The sequence below is a fragment of the Pseudomonas sp. NFIX10 genome, assembly GCF_900111955.1.
GTDB lineage: Bacteria > Pseudomonadota > Gammaproteobacteria > Pseudomonadales > Pseudomonadaceae > Aquipseudomonas > Aquipseudomonas fluorescens_AA.
This window is the reverse complement of the sequence record NZ_FOKH01000010.1, coordinates 126040-144839: the sequence shown is the minus strand read 5'-3', so window position 1 is coordinate 144839 and position 18800 is coordinate 126040. Positions and strand designations below refer to the sequence as shown.

Below are 18800 nucleotides of genomic sequence, written 5' to 3'. Positions count from 1 at the left end.
GCGTTCCAAATGTTCGGGCCCGGGCTTGATCAAGACTTGATCAATTGCATGATTTCGAATGCGTTCAATGCCGCCCCCCGCAGTAACTGATCGCCGCTGATGAACAGGTCCAGCCCGTGCTCGCCGTAGATCAGGTTGTAGCGAATCCGCCCGACTTCCACCGCATGCTTGTAGGTGGACGTCATGGGCATCGGATAAGCGCCGAACTCGGGCTCATCCACCACTTCAACCCCCGGTGCGCTGCGTAACAGCTCGCGCACCTGCTCCAGCGACTGGATGGGAGTGTTGAACCGCAGGCTCAGGCTCTCGGCATGGGAACGCAAGGTCGGCACCCGGACCGCGGTCGTACTGATCGCCAACGTCGGTTCATCGAGCACCTTGCGCAATTCCCAGACCACTTTCATTTCTTCACGGGTGTAGCCATTGGCTTCGAACGAGTCGACCTGGGGAATCACATTGAAGGCCAGGTTATGGGCGAAGTACTCGCTGTCATCGCGGTCGCCATAATCACTGAAGGACTTGGCCTTCTCTCGCAGCTCCAGCATCGCCGGCTGCCCCGCACCGCTGGCCGCCTGATAAGTGGAAATGATCGCGCGCTCCAACCCGAAGGCCTGATGCAGCGGCCCCAGCACCATCAGCGCAATGGCCGAGGAGCAATTGGGGTTGGCGATCAGTTTTTCGCCCTTGTAACGCTGACCGTTGATGGGCGGCACCAGGAGCGGAATCGCCGGGTGATAACGGAAGGCCGAGGAGTTATCGATGACGTAGGCGTTTTCAGCCAGACGCTCGCCATACTCCAGGGCGAAGGCCCCGGAGACACACAGGAAGACGATATCGCACGAGGCGCAACCCTCGACCGAAAAGGCTTCGATCAGGTGCTCGGCCCGACCCACCTTCAAGCGCTTGCCCGCCGAACGGCTAGAGGCCATGCAGACCACTTTGTAATCGGTATTTTCAAGCAATTGCAGCATGGTCATGCCCACTGCACCGGTGCAGCCCACCACGGCGACTTTCTTCATTTCACGTCCCTTATCCACCTTTGCAAAGGCTTAACCGTCTTGTTTTTCCTGATTGCCTGCGATCGATTGTAGGGAGACGGGCCCGTCCGCTACAGTGCAGCGCAAGACAACAAACGGTGGAATCACGCCAAATGCACGCTCACCCCGGAACCGTGGCGATCCTCGTTTATGAAGGCCTGTGCGTATTCGAGTTTGGTATCGCCCTGGAGATCTTCGGCCTGCCTCGTCCGGAGCTGAATGTAGCGTGGTATGACCATCAAATCGTCGCCGTCGATCCAGGACCGATGCATGCGCTGGGCGGCCTTCGGATCGCCGTCGACGCGGGGCTCGAAGCACTGGACAGCGCGCGAACCATCGTCATCCCCGGCTGGCGCAACCACCATGCAGCGCCCCCTGAAGCGCTGTTACAAGCACTGCGCCGCGCCCACGCCCGCGGCGCACGCCTGCTGTCGATCTGCTCGGGGGTATTTGCCCTGGCAGCCACCGGGCTGCTCGACGGCAAGAGCGCGACCACCCATTGGCAATTCTGCGCAGAACTGGCCGAGCGATTCCCGCTGATCAAGGTCGACCCGAACGTGTTGTATGTCGATTCCGGGCCATTGATCACCTCAGCCGGCAGCGCAGCGGGCATCGACGCCTGCCTGCACCTGATTGCCCGGGACTTCGGCACGCATATCGCCAACTCCGTGGCCCGTCGCCTGGTCATGGCGCCGCAACGGACCGGGGGCCAGGCCCAGTTCATCGTCGCTCCCGTGAGCAAGTCGCCACGCAACGAACTGACCCGCATCCTGCAGTGGCTTCGCGAGCATCTGGATCAGCCCCTGAGCGTCGGCGACATGGCCGCGCGCGTAGCCATGAGCGAGCGCACCTTCCTGCGGCGCTTCGTCGAAACCACCGGCCTGCCGCCCAAGACCTGGCTGCAGCAAGAGCGCTTGAACCGGGCACGGGAGCTGCTGGAAAGCACCGACCAGAGCATGGCCGGCATCGCCCAGGCCTGCGGCTATCGGTCGGTGGAGAGTTTCCGGGCGGCGTTCCGGAACGCTGTCGGTTTGCCGCCCACCGCCTATCGCGAAAGATTCGGCAGCGGTGCGGTCCGCCCACAGCAAGCCTGGGCTAATCCAGCAATCGATGCAGCTTGGCGTACTGCAACAACATGATGGTCTTGCCGTCGCAGATCTCCCCGCTCTCGATCATGCCCAAGGCCTGGTCGAGGGACAGCTCCAGCACTTCGATCTCTTCGCCCTCGGCTTCAAGGCCACCGCCTTCGTGCTGTTTGTCTTCGTCGAAATATTCGCCGACGAAAAAATGCACCCGCTCAGTCACCGAGCCCGGGCTCATGAAGGCGTCGAACACCTTGCGCACGTCCTGGACGATGTAGCCCGTTTCCTCCTGGGTTTCCTTGCGGATGCAGGTGTGCGGGTCGTCGTTGTCCAACAGGCCGGCGCAGGTTTCTATCAACAGGTCATCGTGCCCGTTGACGAAGGCCGGGAAGCGGAACTGCCGGGTCAACACCACCGTTTGCTTGGCCTTGCTATACAGCAGGATGGTGGCGCCGTTGCCCCGGTCATAGGTCTCGCGCGTCAGTTCGCGCCATTGGCCGTTGCGGCCGAGGTAGTCATAGGTGGTCTTGCGCAGCACGTACCAATCGTCCGAGAGGACTTCGACGTGCTTGATGCGTACGCGATCCTTGATGCTGATTGCCTGTGTCATTTACCCACTCCGTTCAAAGCCAAAGGTCCCATTAGAACCCTATTACAACGATGCAGGGACGCGTGGCAATGCGCGTTTGTGGGCTGTCTTGAGGTAGGCGCGTTCAATGATCTGGCGCGCCTGGGGCGACACCTCTTCGCCCATCAGGTACGCATCGATTTCCTCGTAGCTGCAGCCATACGCCACTTCATCCAACTTGCCGGGCGCCAGGTCTTCCAGGTCCGCGGTCGGCGCCTTGCGCACCAGGTGCGCGGGGGCGCCCATCGCGTCGGCCAACAACCTCACCTGGGTCTTCGTCAGCCCGGACAACGGTGCCAGGTCGCACGCGCCGTCGCCGAACTTGGTGAAAAATCCCATCACCGCCTCTGCCCCATGATCGGTGCCCACCACCAACCCGTTGCTCAGATTGGCAATGGCGTATTGCGCCAGCATCCGTGCCCGGGCCTTGGCGTTGCCTTTGGCAAAGTCGGTGAGTTCGGCCGAAGGCTGCAAGCCATCGATGGCGATACTGCCCATCAGCCCGTCGACGCACGCGGCGATGTTGCTGGTGGTGATCACGTCCGGCCGGATGAAGTCCAGGGAAGCCTGGGCGTCCTGCTCATCGGCCTGGGCCTTGTACGGCAGCCGGACGGCGATAAACCGCGCCGCGTAGTCTTCACCCCGCAGTTGCTCCACCGCCAACTGGCAGAGGCGGCCGGCAGTGAGGGAGTCGACGCCGCCACTGATCCCCAGGACCAGGGACTGGCAACCCGACTCGCGCAAGATCTGCTTTATGAACTCGACGCGGCGGGCAATCTCGGTTGCTTCGCCGCCCCGTGTGAGTCGGCGGTCGATGCCCAGTTCCCGGGCAATGCTCTCTTGCTGAAACGAAGTCATATCAAGCTCCCAACTGCGGATTGATCAGGGTGACGTTGAACACTTGAGCGGCGTACCGCAGAAACGAGGCATCCTCGCAGACGTTCTTGATCGGATCGTCGGAGAACTTCACCACCGGCTCGCCATGGACCCGCACCAGTTTCATGACGATGCTCAGCGGTTCGACACCGTCGACATCGCAAGCCAGGCTGGTGCCCATGCCAAACCCGAATTTGGCCTTGCCACGAACATGCCGCAGGATCGGCAGGCACTTTTCGAAGTTGAGGCCATCGGAGAACATCAGGTCCTTGGTGCGTGGGTCGACACCGAGTTCCTGATAGCGCCCCAGCACCTTGTCGGCCCAGACGATCGGGTCACCGGAATCCTGGCGCAGGCCGTCATAGAGCTTGGCGAAGTACAGGTCGAAATCCTTGAGGAAAAAGTCGGTGCTGATGCAGTCCGTCAGGGCGATACCAAGCCGGCCGCGGTACTCGTGTACCCAGTTTTCCAACGCCGCGTTCTGGCTCTCGCGCAAGCGCCCGAGTTGCTGGTGCACCATCAGCCACTGGTGGGCCATTGTGCCAATCAGGGGCAGATCGAACTCGTACGCCAGGTGAGCGTTACTGGTGCCGACAAAGACCCCAGGAAAATCGCTGCGCATCACATTCACCACTTCACGCTGGGCCCTGAACGACAGCCGCCGCCGGGTGGAGAAGTCTGAAACGCGAAACTCGGCGAGTTCTTCACGACTGGCATTTTTCTCCAGCCATTCGAACTTCTGGTACAGCTTGCGGGTGACGTCGGCCAACTCGACCTCGGGGTATTTCTCGCGGTTGCGCAATTCGCTGACCATCGCCAATACCGGTTGCTCGAACATGATGCAATGCAGCATCGGCCCACGGACGCGGATGTGCAGTTGGCCATCGACTTCCGAAACGTGGATGTAGCGCAAATTGAAGCGAAACAGGCCGAGAAACTGTTCGAAGTCCGGGGTCAGGTACTCACGGAAACGCTTGTTGAACAGAAACCGCTGCTCTCCTTCGCGCAACTGCAACCCGGCGAGCTTTTCCAGCTCGACACGAATGTCCGGAATCAGGTGACCGAGCCGCTCCTTGGAACGCACGATGAACTGGTATTCCACCTCGACATTCGGGTGCTGGTGCAAGACCGCCTGCATCATGGTGAAGGTGTAGTAGTCGGTATCCAGAAGACTCTGGATGGTGCCGCTGCTTGAATCGAATGCACTGTCCATGTCTTTTCCTTATGCGTTTGCCAGGCGAATGGTTTCTTCGCGGGTCGCGGCAACCGAGATCCCCGCTTGCTGCATGTCTTGGATGGCCTGAACGGCGCCCTCCTCACTGATGGCCCGGCAAGCCGGGAGGTGAATGATCACCTTGAAGCCGGCGGCGGCCAGTTGCAGAGCGGTGGTCTTGACGCAGAAATCCAGCGCCAGCCCGCCGACAATGACCTGCTCGACACCCAGGCCCCTCAGGTATTCGATCACCCCGGTGGACAGCTTGCCGTGCAGGTCGTGGTAGCAGGCGCCGTACGGGTGCAAATCCGGCTCGACACCCTTCCAGACGAAATAGTCGTAGTCGTAGGGGGTCGGCAGTTGATCCAGCAAGGCAAAACCTTCGGTACCAGGGACACAGTGGCTGACCCAGGTGATGTCGGCGTGCTCAAGCCCGGTGGGCACGAACATCTGTGCGTGATCGGCGACCACCCACGGGGCCAGGGGCGAATGAGCGTCCTTGCTGCCGATACGGAGGCTGGCCAAGGACGCGATGAAGTTCAGCTCACCGGCAATCTGGTCCCCCCCTGGCACCGGCAGCTCATCGGGGCATAGCGGCGTGAAGCTCTTTTGCGCATCGACATCGAAGGAAGCGGTTTTCCGGGTCAGGCTGTTCATGCTGGGTTTCTCCTCTTTATGGCCACGAGAGTACACAAGGTGTACTTTCATAACAAGCCACTCGTAGAAAATATTTTTGATGTGCCATTTATACCCGATTCGAGTGGTTCGACAGAAAGCAGGTTTTTACAAAAAAGATTTTACTGATAGAGTACATGTCATGTACTAACAGAGAATGAGCCATGTTCGAGATAGCCCTTTATGGCGGCGCCTTCAATCCACCTCACGCCGGTCATGCCCAGGTGATGATCGAGGCCTCGTGCCAGGCCAGGCGCGTGCTGGTGGTCCCAAGCTTGCGGCATCCCTACGGCAAGCAAATGGTCGACTATGAGGTGCGCCTGAACTGGCTGGAAGCGATCGTCGAAAACGTTCAGCCGCTGTGCCGCGCCGAAGTGCGTGCAAGCCGGGTGGAGCAGGTCGTGGCACGCGGCGTTGAAGGCGCGATCTACAGCTACACCCTCCTCGCCCACCTCGCCGACAGCCTGGCCCTGGACGGCAAGCGGATCGCGCTGGTGGTGGGCCAGGATGTCGCGGATCAGCTACCGACCTTCTATCGCGGGCAGGAACTGCTGGAGCGTTTTTCCATCCTTCGCGTGGAGGAAAAGATCCACGTGCGCAGCACCGTGGTTCGCGAACGACTGGCCTTGGGCGAGCCGCTTCCCAGCGACTGGATGGCGCCCGGCATGAACCCGTTAAACTATGACCTTTACGCTACCCACGGAAATCGACATGCCCACTAGCACAGCCCCCGCCCGCGGTTACCTGCACACCATCGACCTCTGTGTGCTGCGCTTCTGCCGGGAGACCCAGGCGCTGGAAATCCTCCTGAACCGACGGGAAGCCGAGCCGTTCGCCGGCCATTGGGCGCTGCCCGGGATCGTGGTCAATGGCGGTGTCGAAGATCTCACGCTGAACGACGCCGTAGAGCGCCTGCGTAGCTCGAGCAAAGTGGGCATGCCGCTGGCCTGGATCGAACAAGTCGGCACCGTCGGCGACGCGTTCCGCGATCCGCGCTGCTGGTCATCCTCGACGTTCTACCTGGCGATTGTCAGCGAGGCGGTCCAACTCGCCGAACACCAGGGGTTTTTCCCCCTCAAGGATGTCGCCGACGCCTCGATCAAACTCCCTTTCGACCACAACAGCCTGGTGGCGGCGGTCCAGGAACGGTTGTTGTCCAAAGCCCTCTACAGCAGCCTGCCGCTGATGTTCCTGGGCCCGGAATTCAGCGCGCCGGAAGCGGTGAGCATTTTCTCCGTAGTGCTCGACCGCCCGGTGCTCAAGACCAGCATGCGCCAGCGTTTACTGAAGATGACCGAGGCGGGTTATTTGCAGGAAACCGGCCGCAAGAAAAGCGGCGACGGCGGCCGCCCGCAACGCACGGTGGAAAACCTCAAGCCGGCCAGCGTTTATCTTTTCGATCGTTGTTTTCTCGAGTAAGGCTTAGCGGGCCAGCGCAAATGCTGGCGCCATTCGCTGCTGCTCCCTGAAACCGACTCCTTACAAGAGAACGTGAAAGTATTTTTTCATATTCAAGAAATAAATCGAAAAATACCTTCTCGTCCAAATTCTGGTTTCTCAGGAATCTGTGCAGATGGCTGGACGAATGATCGGGCTTAGCAGTGCTAAACCCGAACAGATTTATGAAGTAGGATCGAAGCCGAGCTTGAAATCCTGGCACCAAAGCCCGCGCGATCAACAGCACGTCCGGAACAAAGGCTTTTAGCGGTTCACCACTTTCGCTGGCAGCGCGATCACCAGCAAAGAGCTAAGCAACAGGCATCCGGCAAAGATGCACATAGCGATCTGCGGGCTATGAAAATGATCCATGACCACGCCCATCAGCGAATTGCTGACCAGCCCAGCGATGTTGGCCACTGAACAAGCCAAAGCAAAGCCGGTAGCCGCTGCGGTTCCCTTGAGAAAGGTGGCCGGCAGGCTGAAGAACACAGGTACTGCGCCAATGATCGTCAGCGAGGCAACGGAAAACAGCAGCACCGTAACAGCGACGTTCTGGGTGAAAAAAGTGCTCAGGAACATCGCCGCAGCGCCAATGATGAATGGAACGATAATGTGCCAGCGACGCTCGCGATGCTTATCGGAGCTTGCGCCGATGGCGAGCATACCGATCAGCCCCGCAAGACTTGGGATGGCAACCAGCAAGCCTATCTGGCTAGGGTTGGTGACACCCGCGGTCTTTATGAAACTCGGCATCCAGAAGCCCATGGCATAGGCACTTAATAGGATCGAGAAGTCGATACCGCCGAGCATCCAGACTTTAAGGTTGAAGAAACCTTCACGAAACGAATGCCCGCCTTTGTTCTCACTGTTGTCCAGACGCAACACGCCTTCGAGCTCGGTCTTTTCAGCCTCGCTGAGCCACTTGGCCTCACGAATGTTGTTGGGCAGGACGAAGAAGCACAAAAAGCCCAATACGACTGTGGGAATCGCTTCAATGAGGAACAGCCACTGCCAGCCAGCGAAGCCGCCGACGTTGTTGAAGTTGCCCATGATCCAGCCTGACAGCGGGCTGCCGACCAGAGTCGACAAAGGCAAACCGATCATGAACAGGGCAATGATGCGGCTGCGCCGATACGACGGGAACCACTGGCTCAGGTAATACAGCACGCCCGGCAGAAAACCCGCTTCGGCAGCCCCGAGCAGAAACCGCAGGGTGTAGAACTGCCACTCGTTGGAGACAAACATCGTCAGGCCGGAGAGCAATCCCCAACTGATCATGATCCGCGCAATCCATAGACGCGCGCCCACTTTTTCCAGGACCAGGTTGCTGGGCACTTCAAACAGGATGTAACCGACGAAAAACAGCCCTGCTCCCAGACCGAAGACGGTTTCACTCATGTGGAGCGAGTCAAGCATCTGTAATTTCGCGAAGCCGACGTTTATACGGTCCAAATAGGACGCTAAGTAGCAGAAGCACAGGAACGGGATGATGCGCCAGACGATCTTGCGATAGGTGTCCGAATGACTGAGGTCTATCGCACCGGGGGCTTGTGTATTGCTGAGTGACATGATGCTACTCCTGATTCTGCCGCAGCAGCGGCGCGCAATGGCATATGTTTGAATCGGTAGTCAGGAAGTCGAGGCTCTAGCGGCCCTGTCTATTATCGGAACCCGTCTCTTTTTGGACGGCTGTTACGCTTGGGGTCACTCGATCTATCGGTGCAAGTAATCAATGGCTTCGGCTTTAGCGACAACGTCACCATATTTGTTGTCGATATCGAACAGATTTGCCTCGTGCGGCACCTGGTGTCGGTCGCCTACGCATTCACGTACGACTATGCCGCGCAAACCATGCTGTACGGCGTCCACCGCAGTAGCGCGCACGCAACCGCTAGTGGAACAGCCAGCCATGATCAAGGTATCGATGCCCAATGCCTGCAGCATGGGTGCCAGGCTGGTACCGAAGAAGGCGCTGGCGTACTGCTTGGTCAGCACCACTTCGCTCGGCAGCGGCAGCACTTCAGGGCAGAAGGCCGCCAGGGGGTTGCCCTCGACCATGTCCTTCATCACCGGCGCCTTCTTCACCCACATGCCGCCGTCGGCGAAATGCCCGGGGTGGTAGCGGATGTTGGTGTGGATCACCGGAATGCCCTTGGCCCGCGCGGCGGCCAGCAGCTCGACGCTATGGGCAACGGCCTCGACCACCCCCGGCGCGTACAGTGGCGCGCCTTCGGTGGTGTAGCCTTGCATGAAGTCGATCAGCAGCAGCGCGGGGCGTTGGCCGAAGCCGACGCGGTTGCCCCAGACGCCGGCGTAGTTGTCCTCTGCGGTGGTCATGGCGGAACTCCTCAGTACGCGCCGGACAGCAAGGCACCGGCGCCGGGCACGATCGGCTCCAATTGCAGGGCCTTGAGCATGGCATAGGTGGTGGCGATGGCGGCGGTGAGCACCGGCTTGCCGGTTTGCGCCTCGACCTTGGCGACGGCACCCAGGGAAGGCATCTGCACGCAGGCCGAGAGCACGATGACATCGATGTCGGTCAGGTCGAGGCCTGCGACGATGCCCGGCAGGTTAGCCGGGTCATGACGGGCCACTTCAAGGTTGTCCGGAATTTCCAGGGCATGCCACACCTTGACCTCGATGCCTTCGTGCTGGATGTAGTCGACGACCAGTTCGGTCAGCGGCTTCATGTACGGCGCCACAAGGGCGATACGCTTGGCGCCCAGCACCTTGAGGCCATCGACCAGGGCGCCGGCGCTGGTGATCACCTTGGCCTGAGAGTCGTTGTCCATCACCACCTGGCCCAGGCGCTGCTGGGATTCACGGTGGTAGCCGCGACCCATGGCCATGATCGCCACCAGGCAGGCATAGCCCAACACGTCGACGCGGGCGTCGGACAACTCCAGAGCGCAGCGGTCGGACTGGGCGTCCATGGCCGCCAGCTCTTCCTTCTTCACGTGCTTCATGCGCATACGAGCCGAGTGGTAGGTGAAGCGCTCGGGGCGGATCGACTGGCGCGCAGTGAGCATCGCCGGTATCTCGGTTTCCATGGTGGTATTGGAGCTCGGCACTATCTGGCCGATACGGTAGAGCTTAGTCATGTCGTGTCTCCGGAATCAGCTGAGGGGGCGGCCAAGGAAGGTGCCGAAGGCGGCGAAGAAGCCTTCGAAATCGTCCCAGGGAATCATGTGTCCGGCGTCTTTCACGTGCACGGTCTGGATCGACGGCTGCAGGCCGCGAATCTCGGCTTCGTCTTCGGCACCAATCACGCCGCCCTTGCCGGCGATCATCAGCAAGGTGGGCAGGTGGTTGCGAGGGAAGTCCTGATGGATATCCACCTCGTGGAAATCGGTGTACGCCTTGAGGATTGCCGGCGCGTAACAGGTGTGCAGCCATTCGGCACGCAGGGCCCGTTGCTCTTGGGTCCAGGTCGGGCAGAACGCGAGCATGTCGTCGGCGCTCATACCGTGTTCGGCCTGGCGGATCGAGTCGACGTACCACGGCAGCTTGCCCGGGTACTCGCGGCGGCCGGGGCCGGACACCGGCGGGTCGATCAGCGCGAGCCGGCTGAAGGGCGCGTCGGGGTGGCGGGTGGCGGCGCGCAGAATGAAGCGCGCGCCCATGGAGTGGCCCACCAGCAGACAATCCTGGAGCCCCAGGGCCTGGGCGAAGGCGACGATGTCATCGGCGCAGGCGTCGGTGCCATAGTCCAGGTTGGGCCCGGTGGAAGACAGGCCGCGGCCGCGGGCGTCGAGAACATAAGTGTCGAAGTGCTCGGCCAGGCGCTCGGCCACGAACCCCCAGGTGATAGCCGGGCTGGTGATCCCCGGAATCAGCAACAGCGGCTGCCCCTTGCCGCCATAGCGCAGGTAGTGCTGGCGGATACCGTTGGCTTGCACGTTGGCACCATAGAGAAGGTTGCTCACGCTGCGTTCTCCGATTTCAGCGGATGGTCGAACAACTCGTAACCGAATACCCACGAGGGGTCTTCCTGGGTGCGCAGCCAGGTGTTGGCGTTGGACACCGCCTGCACACGGGAGGCGCGCTCCTTGCGGTTGGCCTCGTACAGGCGGAAACCGGTGGCGTAGTCGTTGAGGCCGGTTTCCATCAGGCAGCGGGCGAGCATGGCGCCGTCTTCGATGGCCATGGCCGCGCCCTGGGCCATGTGCGGTTTCATCGGATGGCAAGCGTCACCCAGTAGCACCATGCGGCCCCTGCTCCAAACCGGCAGCGGCTGGCGGTTGAGCAGTGGCCACTTGGTGATGCTCTCGGCGTTCTCGATCAGCGCCTGCACGCTCGGGTGGTAGCCCTTGAAAGCGTCGAACATGGCCTCGCGGCTACAGTCGACGAAGCTGGCATGACCCCCTTCCCATTCGGCCTGGGGCACGCCGCTGACAAAGTAGTACTCGTCGCGCTTGGCGGTGGTGTAGTAGACCATCAGGTGGCGGTCGCCCGACCACCACTTCACGCAGTCTTCGAAATTGAAATCGTACTTGGCGAGCTTGTGCGCCGGGATCAGCGCGCGGTGGCCAACCCAACCGCTGTAGGTGGGTGCTTCGGCGCCTAGCAGGTGCTCGCGGACCCGGGAGTTGATGCCGTCGGCGCCGATCACGATGTCGGCGCGGGCCTGGGTGCCGTCGGCGAATTTCAGCAGCACGTCGCTGCCGCTTTCATCGAGGCTGGTCAGGTGTTTGTTGAAGTGCACCGAGCCGGGCTTGACGGCGGTCATCTGCAGGGCATGTAGGTCGCCGCGGTGCACGGTGATGTAGGCCGCGCCGTATTCCTTGCGGGCGAAATCGCCCAGTGGGATGCGCGACATGTATTCGCCATCCTGGTCGCGGCTTAGCCAGAAGTCCGGGTGCGAGCCCATGGCTTCGACCTGCTTCTCGATACCCTGGCGGCGGAAAATCTTCAGCACATTAGGGCCCATGTGGATCCCGGCACCCAAGCGCGAGAATTGCGGCGCCTGTTCGTAGAGATCGACTTCGAAGCCTGCCTGTTGCAGCGAAGCGGCGGCTGCCACGCCACCCAGGCCAGCGCCGACGATAGCGATTCGTTGTGTTGCCCCCATGGGACGTGTCTCCTCGATGACCGATCTCAAAAGCGCGGGACCGGAACGCATTTACAGTGTATGCACTATTTATTTTTCCTGTGAAGAGCCTATCCAAAAATATTTAAAAAATTTCACCTTGTGAATAAGCGCTGATTATCCCAATAAAATATAGGCTGTATACGATTTAAAGTAATTGGCTCGCCCTTTGCTGAGCCGCCTGAATAGTGTCGGCGCTTGCAAATATACAGTGCACACATTACAAATACGCACCATCACGAAGCGCTGCGCGCCATCGCGGTGCATATTTCCAATTCAGCGAAGGAGAGAGGCAATGGCTGTCAGCGACGGTGAACTGACCCAGATGTTCGAGCACGTGCTCAAGCTTTCGAAAGTGGATGCCACCCAGAGTGTGGCCATTCTCAAGGCCCATTATTCCAACCCGCGCACCGTGCGCGCGGCAATGGAGGCCGCCCAGCGCCTGGGCGCCAAGGTCTACGCCGTGGAGCTGCCGGCTTTCAACGCGCCGGTGGCCATGGGTAATGACATGACCGCCTACTGCGGCGACACCGCACTCACCGGCAACCTCGCGGCCCAGCGCGCGCTGGAGGCAGCCGACCTGATCATCGACACCATGATGCTGCTGCACTCGCCCGAGCAGGAGCAGATTCTCAAGACCGGCACGCGCATGCTACTGGCCGTGGAGCCCCCGGAAGTACTGGCGCGCATGCTGCCCACCGAGGCCGACAAAGCCCGCGTGATGGCCGCCGAAGCGGTGCTAAAGCAGGCCCGCACCATGACCGTACGTTCCCCCGCCGGCAGCGAATTTCGCGCCGCGCTGGGCCAATACCCGGCCGTGACCGAATACGGTTACGCCGACGCCCCGGGCCGCTGGGACCACTGGCCCAGCGGCTTTCTGTTCACCTGGCCGAACGAGGAAACCGCCGAAGGCACCCTGGTATTGGACGTAGGCGATATCTTGCTGCCGTTCAAGACCTACTGCCGCGAGCGCATTACCCTGGAGATCGAAAAGGGCTTCATCACCCAGATCCACGGCGGTTTCGAAGCCGAGTACCTGCGCGAGTACATGAAGTACTTCAACGACCCCGAGGTGTACGGTATCTCCCATATCGGCTGGGGCCTGCAGCCTCGCGCGCAGTGGACCGCCATGGGCTTGCACGACAAGAACGACGGCATGTGCATGGACGCCCGCGCGTTCTATGGCAACTTCCTGTTCTCCACCGGCCCCAACACCGAGGTAGGCGGCAAGCGCAAGACGCCGTGCCATATGGACATCCCATTGCGCAACTGCGATATCTACCTGGATGACCAGGCCGTGGTACTGGCTGGTGACGTAGTCGCCCCGGCCGACTCCATCGCCCGTTGACCTGCATCGCTGGCGCCTGTGACGCAAGGTCCGGGCGCGCGGCGGTGGTGAACTTTGAGTTATCGTATGTATTTTCCAGCTGCTGCGGACCCGTCCTGCCCATGAGTTCCCCCGATTCTTCCTACGCTTTCACCGAACAGGTGGGGCACTTGCTGCGCAAGGCTTACCAGCGCCATATGGCGATCTTCCAGCAGAACGTTGGCGAGTCGCAGCTCACGGCGGTGCAGTTCATTACCCTGTGCGCGGTGCGCGACAACGGCCCCAGCTCGCTGACCGAGCTGGTGGCGCTGACCGCCGTCGACCAGGCCACCATCCGCGGCATCGTCGAGCGCCTCAAGGCTCGCGAACTGATCGAGCTGGGCCACGACGCCAAAGACCGGCGCAAGGTAATCGTGCACCTGTCCGAGGCCGGCCGCATGGCGGTAAAACAGACCGAACCCTGCGCCCGGCAGATCAGCGAGCTGACCTTGAGCAACCTCAACCCCGGCGAGCGGGTGGCAATGCTGTTCCTGCTGCGCAAAATGATCGACGACCCGACCTGACTTACCTGCTTTGCCATACCTGGCGCGAGGCTCCGCGCGCCAGCCAGGCAATTGGCACCGTTCTTGCCTTTTGATGTAGTAAGTACTACACGAAAATAGAGAGCGGCATGAACAAACCTCTTTCTTCCACCGCCACGGTCAGCGTCAACTGCATCGTCAACGGCCAGCCGGTGACCTGCAGCGCCATGGCCGACACGCCCTTGCTACTGGTGCTGCGCAACGACCTGCACCTCAATGGTCCCAAGTTCGGCTGCGGCCTGGGCGAATGCGGAGCGTGCACGGTGATCGTCGACGCAAAGGCCGCGCGTTCCTGCGTGCTGCCCTTGAGCGGGGTGGCGAATCGTAACGTCACCACCCTCGAAGGCCTCGGTGACCGTCACCACCCGCACCCGGTGCAGCAAGCCTTTATCGATGCCCAGGCGGCCCAGTGCGGGTATTGCCTGAACGGCATGATCATGACCACCAAGGCCTTGCTCGACCGCAACCCCGACCCTAGCGAAGAACAGATCCGCCGCGCACTGTCGGCGAACCTGTGCCGTTGCGGTACGCACTTGGAAATCCTTGCTGCGGTGCGTCGCGCCGCCCAGCTATACCGTGAGGGCCACAGCAATGACTGACCAACCCGTTCCCACCCAGGCCGAACTGCTGGCGCGCGAGGGCGTACTGCTGGTGGTCGACCGGATCCAGCCACCGCCCGGCCTGGCGCCCAAGGGCAAGACTCCAGTCGTCAAGCCCAAGGAACTGGGGTTGTTCATCGCCCTGTGCGACAACGGCGAATACTACGCCTTCAACGGCCACGTCGACCTGGGCACCGGCATCCAGACCTCTCTGGGGCAGATCGTCGCCGAAGAACTCGACCTGCGCATGGACCAACTGCGTGTGGTACTGGGCGATACCGCCCGCACGCCGAACCAGGGCGCAACCATTGCCAGCGCGACCTTGCAGATCTCTGCGATACCGCTGCGCAATGCCGCCGCCGAAGCACGTCGCTGGTTACTGGCCGCCGCCGCCAAGCGTTGTGGCAGCGATGACCTGCGCATCGAGGCCGGTGTGGTGCATGGCCGCGATGGCCAGGCGCTGAGTTTCGCCGAATTGATCCAGGGCCAGCGCATCGAGCTGAGCATCAGCGGCACTGCGCCCCTGAAGCCGCTGGACGATTACAAACTGGTGGGGCAAAGTTCGGCGCGCGTCGATATTCCGGCCAAGGCCACCGGCGAACTGACGTTCGTGCAAGACATGCGCGTGCCCGACATGCTCCACGGGCGGGTCGTACGTCCGCCTTATGACGGCTACGATACCGGTGTGTTCGTCGGCACCAGCTTGATCGCCGTGGATGAAAGCTCCATCGCCCATCTCCCCGGCATCGTCCGCGTGGTGGTGATCGGCGACTTCATCGGTGTGGTCGCCGAGCGTGAAGAACAAGCGATCAAAGCCGCCCGCGAGCTCAAGGTGCAATGGCGGCCCTGGCAGCAGCATTTACCAAACCTCGACAATATCGAACAGGCGTTGCGCGACAACCCGTCCATTGAACGGGTCGTGCACGACACCGGCGGCGTCGATGCGGCATTGGCCAGTGCCGCGACGCGGCTGACCCGCCGCTACCTGTGGCCCTACCAACTGCACGGCTCCATCGGCCCGGCCTGCGCGGTGGCCGACTATCAACCGCAGGCCACCCGCATCTGGTCCGGCACACAGAACCCCCATGCCCTGCGCGCCGACCTCGCCTGGCTGCTGGAGTGCGATGAAACCAGCATCGAGATCATCCGCATGGAAGCCGCCGGTTGCTATGGGCGCAACTGCGCCGACGACGTATGCGCCGATGCCGTGCTGCTGTCCCGCGCGGTCGGCAAACCGGTGCGCGTGCAACTGACTCGCGAGCAAGAGCACGCCTGGGAACCGAAAGGCACTGCGCAACTGATGGACGTCGACGGCGGCATCGATGCTGCCGGCGACCTGGCCGTGTACGACTTTCGCACCCGCTACCCGTCCAACGGCGCGCCCACCCTGGCGCTGCTGCTTACCGGCCGCGTCGAGCCGGTGCCGGTGGCCTACGAGATGGGCGACCGTACCGCTGTGCCCCATTACAGCTACCCCGAGCTGCGGGTGAGCATCGAAGACATGGCGCCCATCGTGCGCGCCTCCTGGCTGCGCGGCGTATCAGCGCTGCCCAATGTATTCGCACATGAATCCTATATCGACGAACTGGCTCACGAAGCCGGCATCGACCCGGTGGAATACCGCCTGCGCTACCTGCCCGACGAACGCGCCGCCGAACTGGTGCGTGCCACTGCCGAGCGCGCGCAATGGACACCGCACACCCAGCCTGGGCAAACGCCCAGCGAAGATGGCGTGCTGCGTGGCCGCGGCTTCGCCTATGCGCGCTACATCCACAGCAAATTCCCCGGTTTCGGCGCCGCCTGGGCCGCCTGGGTAGCCGACGTGGCCATCGACAAGCACACCGGCGAAGTCGCTGTGACCCGCGTGGTGGTCGGCCATGACGCCGGCATGATGGTCAACCCGGCCGGGGTACAACACCAGATTCACGGCAATGTGATGCAGTCCACCAGCCGCGTGCTCAAGGAACAGGTGACCTTCGAAGAATCGCGGGTGGCCAGCAAGGAGTGGGGTGGCTATCCGATTCTGACTTTCCCGCAGGTGCCCGAAGTCGATGTATTGATGATGCCGCGCCAGAGCGAGCCGCCGCTGGGCGCCGGGGAATCGGCCTCGGTGCCGAGCGCGGCGGCCATCGCCAACGCCGTGTTCGACGCCACCGGCATCCGCTTTCGTGAACTGCCGATCACCGCCGAGCGGGTGCTGGCCGCGCTCAAGGCCGCCGAGCCTCAAGACCCACTCGGGCTGCCTTATGCCGCCCCGGTGAAAAGCAAGAAGCGCAAATGGCTGTTCGGCGGTCTGGCCGGGCTGTTCGGTACGGCCCTGGGCCTGGGGATCAGCGCCATGCCATGGCGCGCGGAAATCGCCGCGGTCACGCCGCCACCGGCCGGTACCTGGAGCACCGCCACCCTCGAGCGCGGCCGGCAATTGGCCGCCGCCGGGGATTGCGCCGTGTGCCACACCGCCCACGATGGCGTGACCAACGCCGGCGGCCTGGCCATGGACACGCCGTTCGGCACCTTGTACAGCAGCAACATCACACCTGACGCGCAGACAGGCATCGGCAACTGGTCCTTCGCCGCCTTCGACCGCGCCATGCGCAAGGGCATCAGCCGCGATGGCCGGCATCTGTACCCGGCATTTCCCTACACGGCCTTTCGCAACATCAAGGAAGCCGACATGCAGGCGCTGTACGCCTACCTGATGTCGCAACCGGCAGTACCGAGCACGCCACCGGCCAACCAGATGCGCTTCCCGTTCAATGTGCGCGCGCTGATGGCGGGCTGGAACACGCTGTTCCTCAAGCAGGGTGAATACCAGGACGACCCGACCCGCAGCGCCCAGTGGAACCGCGGAAATTATCTGGTCAATGGCCTCGGCCACTGCGCTGCCTGCCACTCGCCGCGCAACTTGATGGGCGCGGAACAGGGCGGGGCGAAGTTTCTTTCCGGGGCGATGGTTGATGGCTGGGAGGCGCCGGCACTGACCGGCCTGTCCAAGGCGCCTACGCCCTGGACCGAAGACCAGCTATTCACCTACATGCGCACCGGTTTCAGCGCCGAGCACGGCGTGGCGGCCGGGCCCATGGGGCCGGTGGTCAGCGAGTTGTCGACCTTGCCGGACGATGATCTGCGGGCGATCGCCCATTACCTCGGCACCCTCGAAGGTAAGCCCGCCACCCGGGCGCAGCAGGCAGTCGCCAGCGCACCGAGTACGGCCAACCTGGCCAATGGCCGACGGGTGTTCGAAGGCGCCTGCGCCGGTTGCCACAGCGCCCTGGACGGCGGCCCCGAGCTGTTCGGCGTGAGCCCCTCCATGGCCACCAATACCAACGTGCACAGCGACCGCCCCGACAACCTGATCAAGGTCATTCTGCACGGCATCGGCAACCCCGCGGTGAGCGAGCTGGGCTATATGCCGGCCTTCAAGGACAGCCTCTCGAACACCCAAGTCAGTGACTTGGTGGCCTACCTGCGCAGCAACTTCGCCGCCGACAAGGCGCCATGGCCGCCCCTGGCCAAGCAGGTCGCGTGGCTGCGTGCCAACCCTGGCAGCCACTGAGCCCTGTCAGCCAACGGCCAGCCCGCGCAGTACCTGGTCGCGGGCGTAGTCCAGCCAGCGGTCGCGGGCGCTTTTGCTGTCCAGATCGACACCCAGGAAGGCACCCAGGGTGTGCAGGTTGGAGTTGTAGAAGTAGCACAGCGAGGCAATCAGCAGGTAGGTATGGAGCACGTCCACGTCGGCCCGAAACACCCCCTTCGCTTGCCCCGCCTGGATGATCGGCGCCAGGGTATTGAGCGCCGCGCCTGACAGCACCAAAAGGTGGGGCGATTTGCGCGAGTGCTTGCCTTTGTGCAGGTTTTCGCTGTTGAGGATGCTGATGAATTCGGGATGGCGCCCGTAGTAGTCCCACACGAACCCAAGCAGTTGCTGCACCGCCGCGACCGGCTGTTCGAGGTCGAAGCGCTGGCGGCTCTCGGCTTCGTTGAAGTCGGCGTAGATGCCCTCCAGCACGCGGATGAACAACTGCTCCTTGCTCTTGAAGTAGTAATAAATCATGCGGTCGTTGGATTTCGCCAGCCGCGAGATTTTCTCGATGCGCCCGCCCGAGTAGCCGTCCTGGCTGAATACTTTGGTGGCGGCCTTGAGGATACGTGCGCGGGTTTCTTCGGCTTGTTGGCTGCGCAACCCGGAATTGGGAGTGGCCATGAGGATCCTGTGGCGGAGAGTGCTGGGGCAATGATACGCCATGAATCTG

The 18800-nt window shown here is 62.0% G+C and carries 18 protein-coding genes; 7 read left to right on the top strand and 11 right to left on the bottom strand.

What is annotated here, in order from left to right:
* Positions 1–29: 29 nt before the first annotated feature.
* Positions 30–1019 (bottom strand): aspartate-semialdehyde dehydrogenase, encoded by a 990-nt coding sequence (locus BM321_RS11815; protein WP_092442637.1) that lies wholly within the window; start codon positions 1017–1019, stop codon positions 30–32.
* Between the two features lie 131 nt (positions 1020–1150).
* Between BM321_RS11815 and ftrA the strand changes: the two genes are divergently transcribed.
* Complete coding sequence (ftrA, locus tag BM321_RS11810) at positions 1151–2176, top strand: transcriptional regulator FtrA (protein ID WP_092442636.1); 1026 nt, start codon at positions 1151–1153, stop codon at positions 2174–2176.
* Here the strand turns inward: ftrA and nudK are convergent.
* From nudK to BM321_RS11790, 4 genes are read right to left on the bottom strand one after another with little or no spacing between them, the layout of a single operon-like run.
* Positions 2133–2729: a GDP-mannose pyrophosphatase NudK gene (gene nudK / locus BM321_RS11805; RefSeq protein WP_092330828.1), complete on the bottom strand. Its 597-nt coding sequence runs from the start codon at positions 2727–2729 to the stop codon at positions 2133–2135. The two genes, ftrA and nudK, sit on opposite strands and share 44 nt — an antisense overlap.
* A gap of 42 nt (positions 2730–2771) precedes the next feature.
* On the bottom strand, positions 2772–3605 hold the full coding sequence (nadE, locus tag BM321_RS11800) for an ammonia-dependent NAD(+) synthetase (RefSeq protein WP_092442635.1): 834 nt from the start codon (positions 3603–3605) through the stop codon (positions 2772–2774).
* Position 3606: 1 nt separating this feature from the next.
* Positions 3607–4836 (bottom strand): nicotinate phosphoribosyltransferase, encoded by a 1230-nt coding sequence (gene pncB, locus BM321_RS11795; protein WP_092442634.1) that lies wholly within the window; start codon positions 4834–4836, stop codon positions 3607–3609.
* A 9-nt stretch (positions 4837–4845) separates the two neighbouring features.
* Complete coding sequence (locus tag BM321_RS11790) at positions 4846–5493, bottom strand: nicotinamidase (protein WP_092330821.1); 648 nt, start codon at positions 5491–5493, stop codon at positions 4846–4848.
* Positions 5494–5675: 182 nt separating this feature from the next.
* Here BM321_RS11790 and BM321_RS11785 point away from each other — a divergent pair, with 182 nt between their 5' ends.
* Entirely contained in the window at positions 5676–6233 is a 558-nt protein-coding gene (locus BM321_RS11785) for an adenylyltransferase/cytidyltransferase family protein (RefSeq protein ID WP_092442633.1), read from the top strand.
* Entirely contained in the window at positions 6223–6930 is a 708-nt protein-coding gene (locus BM321_RS11780; protein WP_072407643.1) for an NUDIX hydrolase, read from the top strand. Before BM321_RS11785 ends, BM321_RS11780 begins: the two co-directional genes overlap by 11 nt.
* Before the next feature lie 282 nt (positions 6931–7212).
* Here BM321_RS11780 and BM321_RS11775 read toward each other — a convergent pair whose 3' ends face one another.
* The 5 genes from BM321_RS11775 to BM321_RS11755 form a co-directional block, all read right to left on the bottom strand.
* On the bottom strand, positions 7213–8520 hold the full coding sequence (locus tag BM321_RS11775) for an MFS transporter (RefSeq protein ID WP_092168137.1): 1308 nt from the start codon (positions 8518–8520) through the stop codon (positions 7213–7215).
* Between the two features lie 144 nt (positions 8521–8664).
* On the bottom strand, positions 8665–9288 hold the full coding sequence (locus BM321_RS11770; RefSeq protein ID WP_092442632.1) for an N-carbamoylsarcosine amidohydrolase: 624 nt from the start codon (positions 9286–9288) through the stop codon (positions 8665–8667).
* 11 nt (positions 9289–9299) lie between these two features.
* Positions 9300–10052 (bottom strand): maleate cis-trans isomerase family protein, encoded by a 753-nt coding sequence (locus BM321_RS11765; protein WP_092442631.1) that lies wholly within the window; start codon positions 10050–10052, stop codon positions 9300–9302.
* A gap of 15 nt (positions 10053–10067) precedes the next feature.
* A complete protein-coding gene (locus tag BM321_RS11760) occupies positions 10068–10877 on the bottom strand; it encodes an alpha/beta fold hydrolase (protein WP_092442630.1) in 810 nt (269 codons plus the stop codon).
* Positions 10874–12022 carry an FAD-dependent monooxygenase gene (locus BM321_RS11755; RefSeq protein WP_092442629.1) on the bottom strand — a complete coding sequence of 383 codons (1149 nt, stop codon included), beginning with the start codon at positions 12020–12022 and terminating at the stop codon, positions 10874–10876. The genes BM321_RS11760 and BM321_RS11755 overlap by 4 nt, the downstream gene beginning before the upstream one ends.
* A 313-nt stretch (positions 12023–12335) precedes the next feature.
* On the opposite strand from BM321_RS11755, the gene BM321_RS11750 reads away from it, so the two are divergent.
* From BM321_RS11750 to BM321_RS11735, 4 genes are all read left to right on the top strand, one after another.
* Entirely contained in the window at positions 12336–13388 is a 1053-nt protein-coding gene (locus tag BM321_RS11750; protein ID WP_092442628.1) for a 2,5-dihydroxypyridine 5,6-dioxygenase, read from the top strand.
* 101 nt (positions 13389–13489) lie between these two features.
* Positions 13490–13930 carry a MarR family winged helix-turn-helix transcriptional regulator gene (locus BM321_RS11745; protein WP_092330798.1) on the top strand — a complete coding sequence of 147 codons (441 nt, stop codon included), beginning with the start codon at positions 13490–13492 and terminating at the stop codon, positions 13928–13930.
* Positions 13931–14037: 107 nt separating this feature from the next.
* Positions 14038–14547, top strand: coding sequence for a (2Fe-2S)-binding protein (locus BM321_RS11740; RefSeq protein ID WP_092442627.1), 510 nt, complete (start codon positions 14038–14040; stop codon positions 14545–14547).
* The gene (locus tag BM321_RS11735; protein ID WP_092442626.1) at positions 14540–18103 is read left to right on the top strand and encodes a molybdopterin cofactor-binding domain-containing protein; all 3564 of its coding nucleotides are present in this window, start codon (positions 14540–14542) and stop codon (positions 18101–18103) included. The genes BM321_RS11740 and BM321_RS11735 overlap by 8 nt, the downstream gene beginning before the upstream one ends.
* Positions 18104–18109: 6 nt before the next feature.
* Here BM321_RS11735 and BM321_RS11730 read toward each other — a convergent pair whose 3' ends face one another.
* Positions 18110–18751: a TetR family transcriptional regulator gene (locus tag BM321_RS11730; RefSeq protein WP_092442625.1), complete on the bottom strand. Its 642-nt coding sequence runs from the start codon at positions 18749–18751 to the stop codon at positions 18110–18112.
* Positions 18752–18800 lie beyond the last annotated feature (49 nt).

Excerpts from the sequence above, each read along its gene's own strand:
- BM321_RS11755 (WP_092442629.1), bottom strand. The coding sequence starts at position 12,022 with ATGGGGGCAACACAACGAATCGCTATCGTCGGCGCTGGCCTGGGTGGC.
- nudK (WP_092330828.1), bottom strand. The coding sequence starts at position 2,729 with ATGACACAGGCAATCAGCATCAAGGATCGCGTACGCATCAAGCACGTC.
- nadE (WP_092442635.1), bottom strand. The coding sequence starts at position 3,605 with ATGACTTCGTTTCAGCAAGAGAGCATTGCCCGGGAACTGGGCATCGAC.
- BM321_RS11790 (WP_092330821.1), bottom strand. The coding sequence starts at position 5,493 with ATGAACAGCCTGACCCGGAAAACCGCTTCCTTCGATGTCGATGCGCAA.
- BM321_RS11740 (WP_092442627.1), top strand. The coding sequence starts at position 14,038 with ATGAACAAACCTCTTTCTTCCACCGCCACGGTCAGCGTCAACTGCATC.
- BM321_RS11780 (WP_072407643.1), top strand. The coding sequence starts at position 6,223 with ATGCCCACTAGCACAGCCCCCGCCCGCGGTTACCTGCACACCATCGAC.
- ftrA (WP_092442636.1), top strand. The coding sequence starts at position 1,151 with ATGCACGCTCACCCCGGAACCGTGGCGATCCTCGTTTATGAAGGCCTG.
- BM321_RS11770 (WP_092442632.1), bottom strand. The coding sequence starts at position 9,288 with ATGACCACCGCAGAGGACAACTACGCCGGCGTCTGGGGCAACCGCGTC.
- BM321_RS11775 (WP_092168137.1), bottom strand. The coding sequence starts at position 8,520 with ATGTCACTCAGCAATACACAAGCCCCCGGTGCGATAGACCTCAGTCAT.
- BM321_RS11815 (WP_092442637.1), bottom strand. The coding sequence starts at position 1,019 with ATGAAGAAAGTCGCCGTGGTGGGCTGCACCGGTGCAGTGGGCATGACC.
- BM321_RS11745 (WP_092330798.1), top strand. The coding sequence starts at position 13,490 with ATGAGTTCCCCCGATTCTTCCTACGCTTTCACCGAACAGGTGGGGCAC.
- BM321_RS11750 (WP_092442628.1), top strand. The coding sequence starts at position 12,336 with ATGGCTGTCAGCGACGGTGAACTGACCCAGATGTTCGAGCACGTGCTC.
- BM321_RS11730 (WP_092442625.1), bottom strand. The coding sequence starts at position 18,751 with ATGGCCACTCCCAATTCCGGGTTGCGCAGCCAACAAGCCGAAGAAACC.
- BM321_RS11735 (WP_092442626.1), top strand. The coding sequence starts at position 14,540 with ATGACTGACCAACCCGTTCCCACCCAGGCCGAACTGCTGGCGCGCGAG.
- BM321_RS11765 (WP_092442631.1), bottom strand. The coding sequence starts at position 10,052 with ATGACTAAGCTCTACCGTATCGGCCAGATAGTGCCGAGCTCCAATACC.
- BM321_RS11785 (WP_092442633.1), top strand. The coding sequence starts at position 5,676 with ATGTTCGAGATAGCCCTTTATGGCGGCGCCTTCAATCCACCTCACGCC.
- pncB (WP_092442634.1), bottom strand. The coding sequence starts at position 4,836 with ATGGACAGTGCATTCGATTCAAGCAGCGGCACCATCCAGAGTCTTCTG.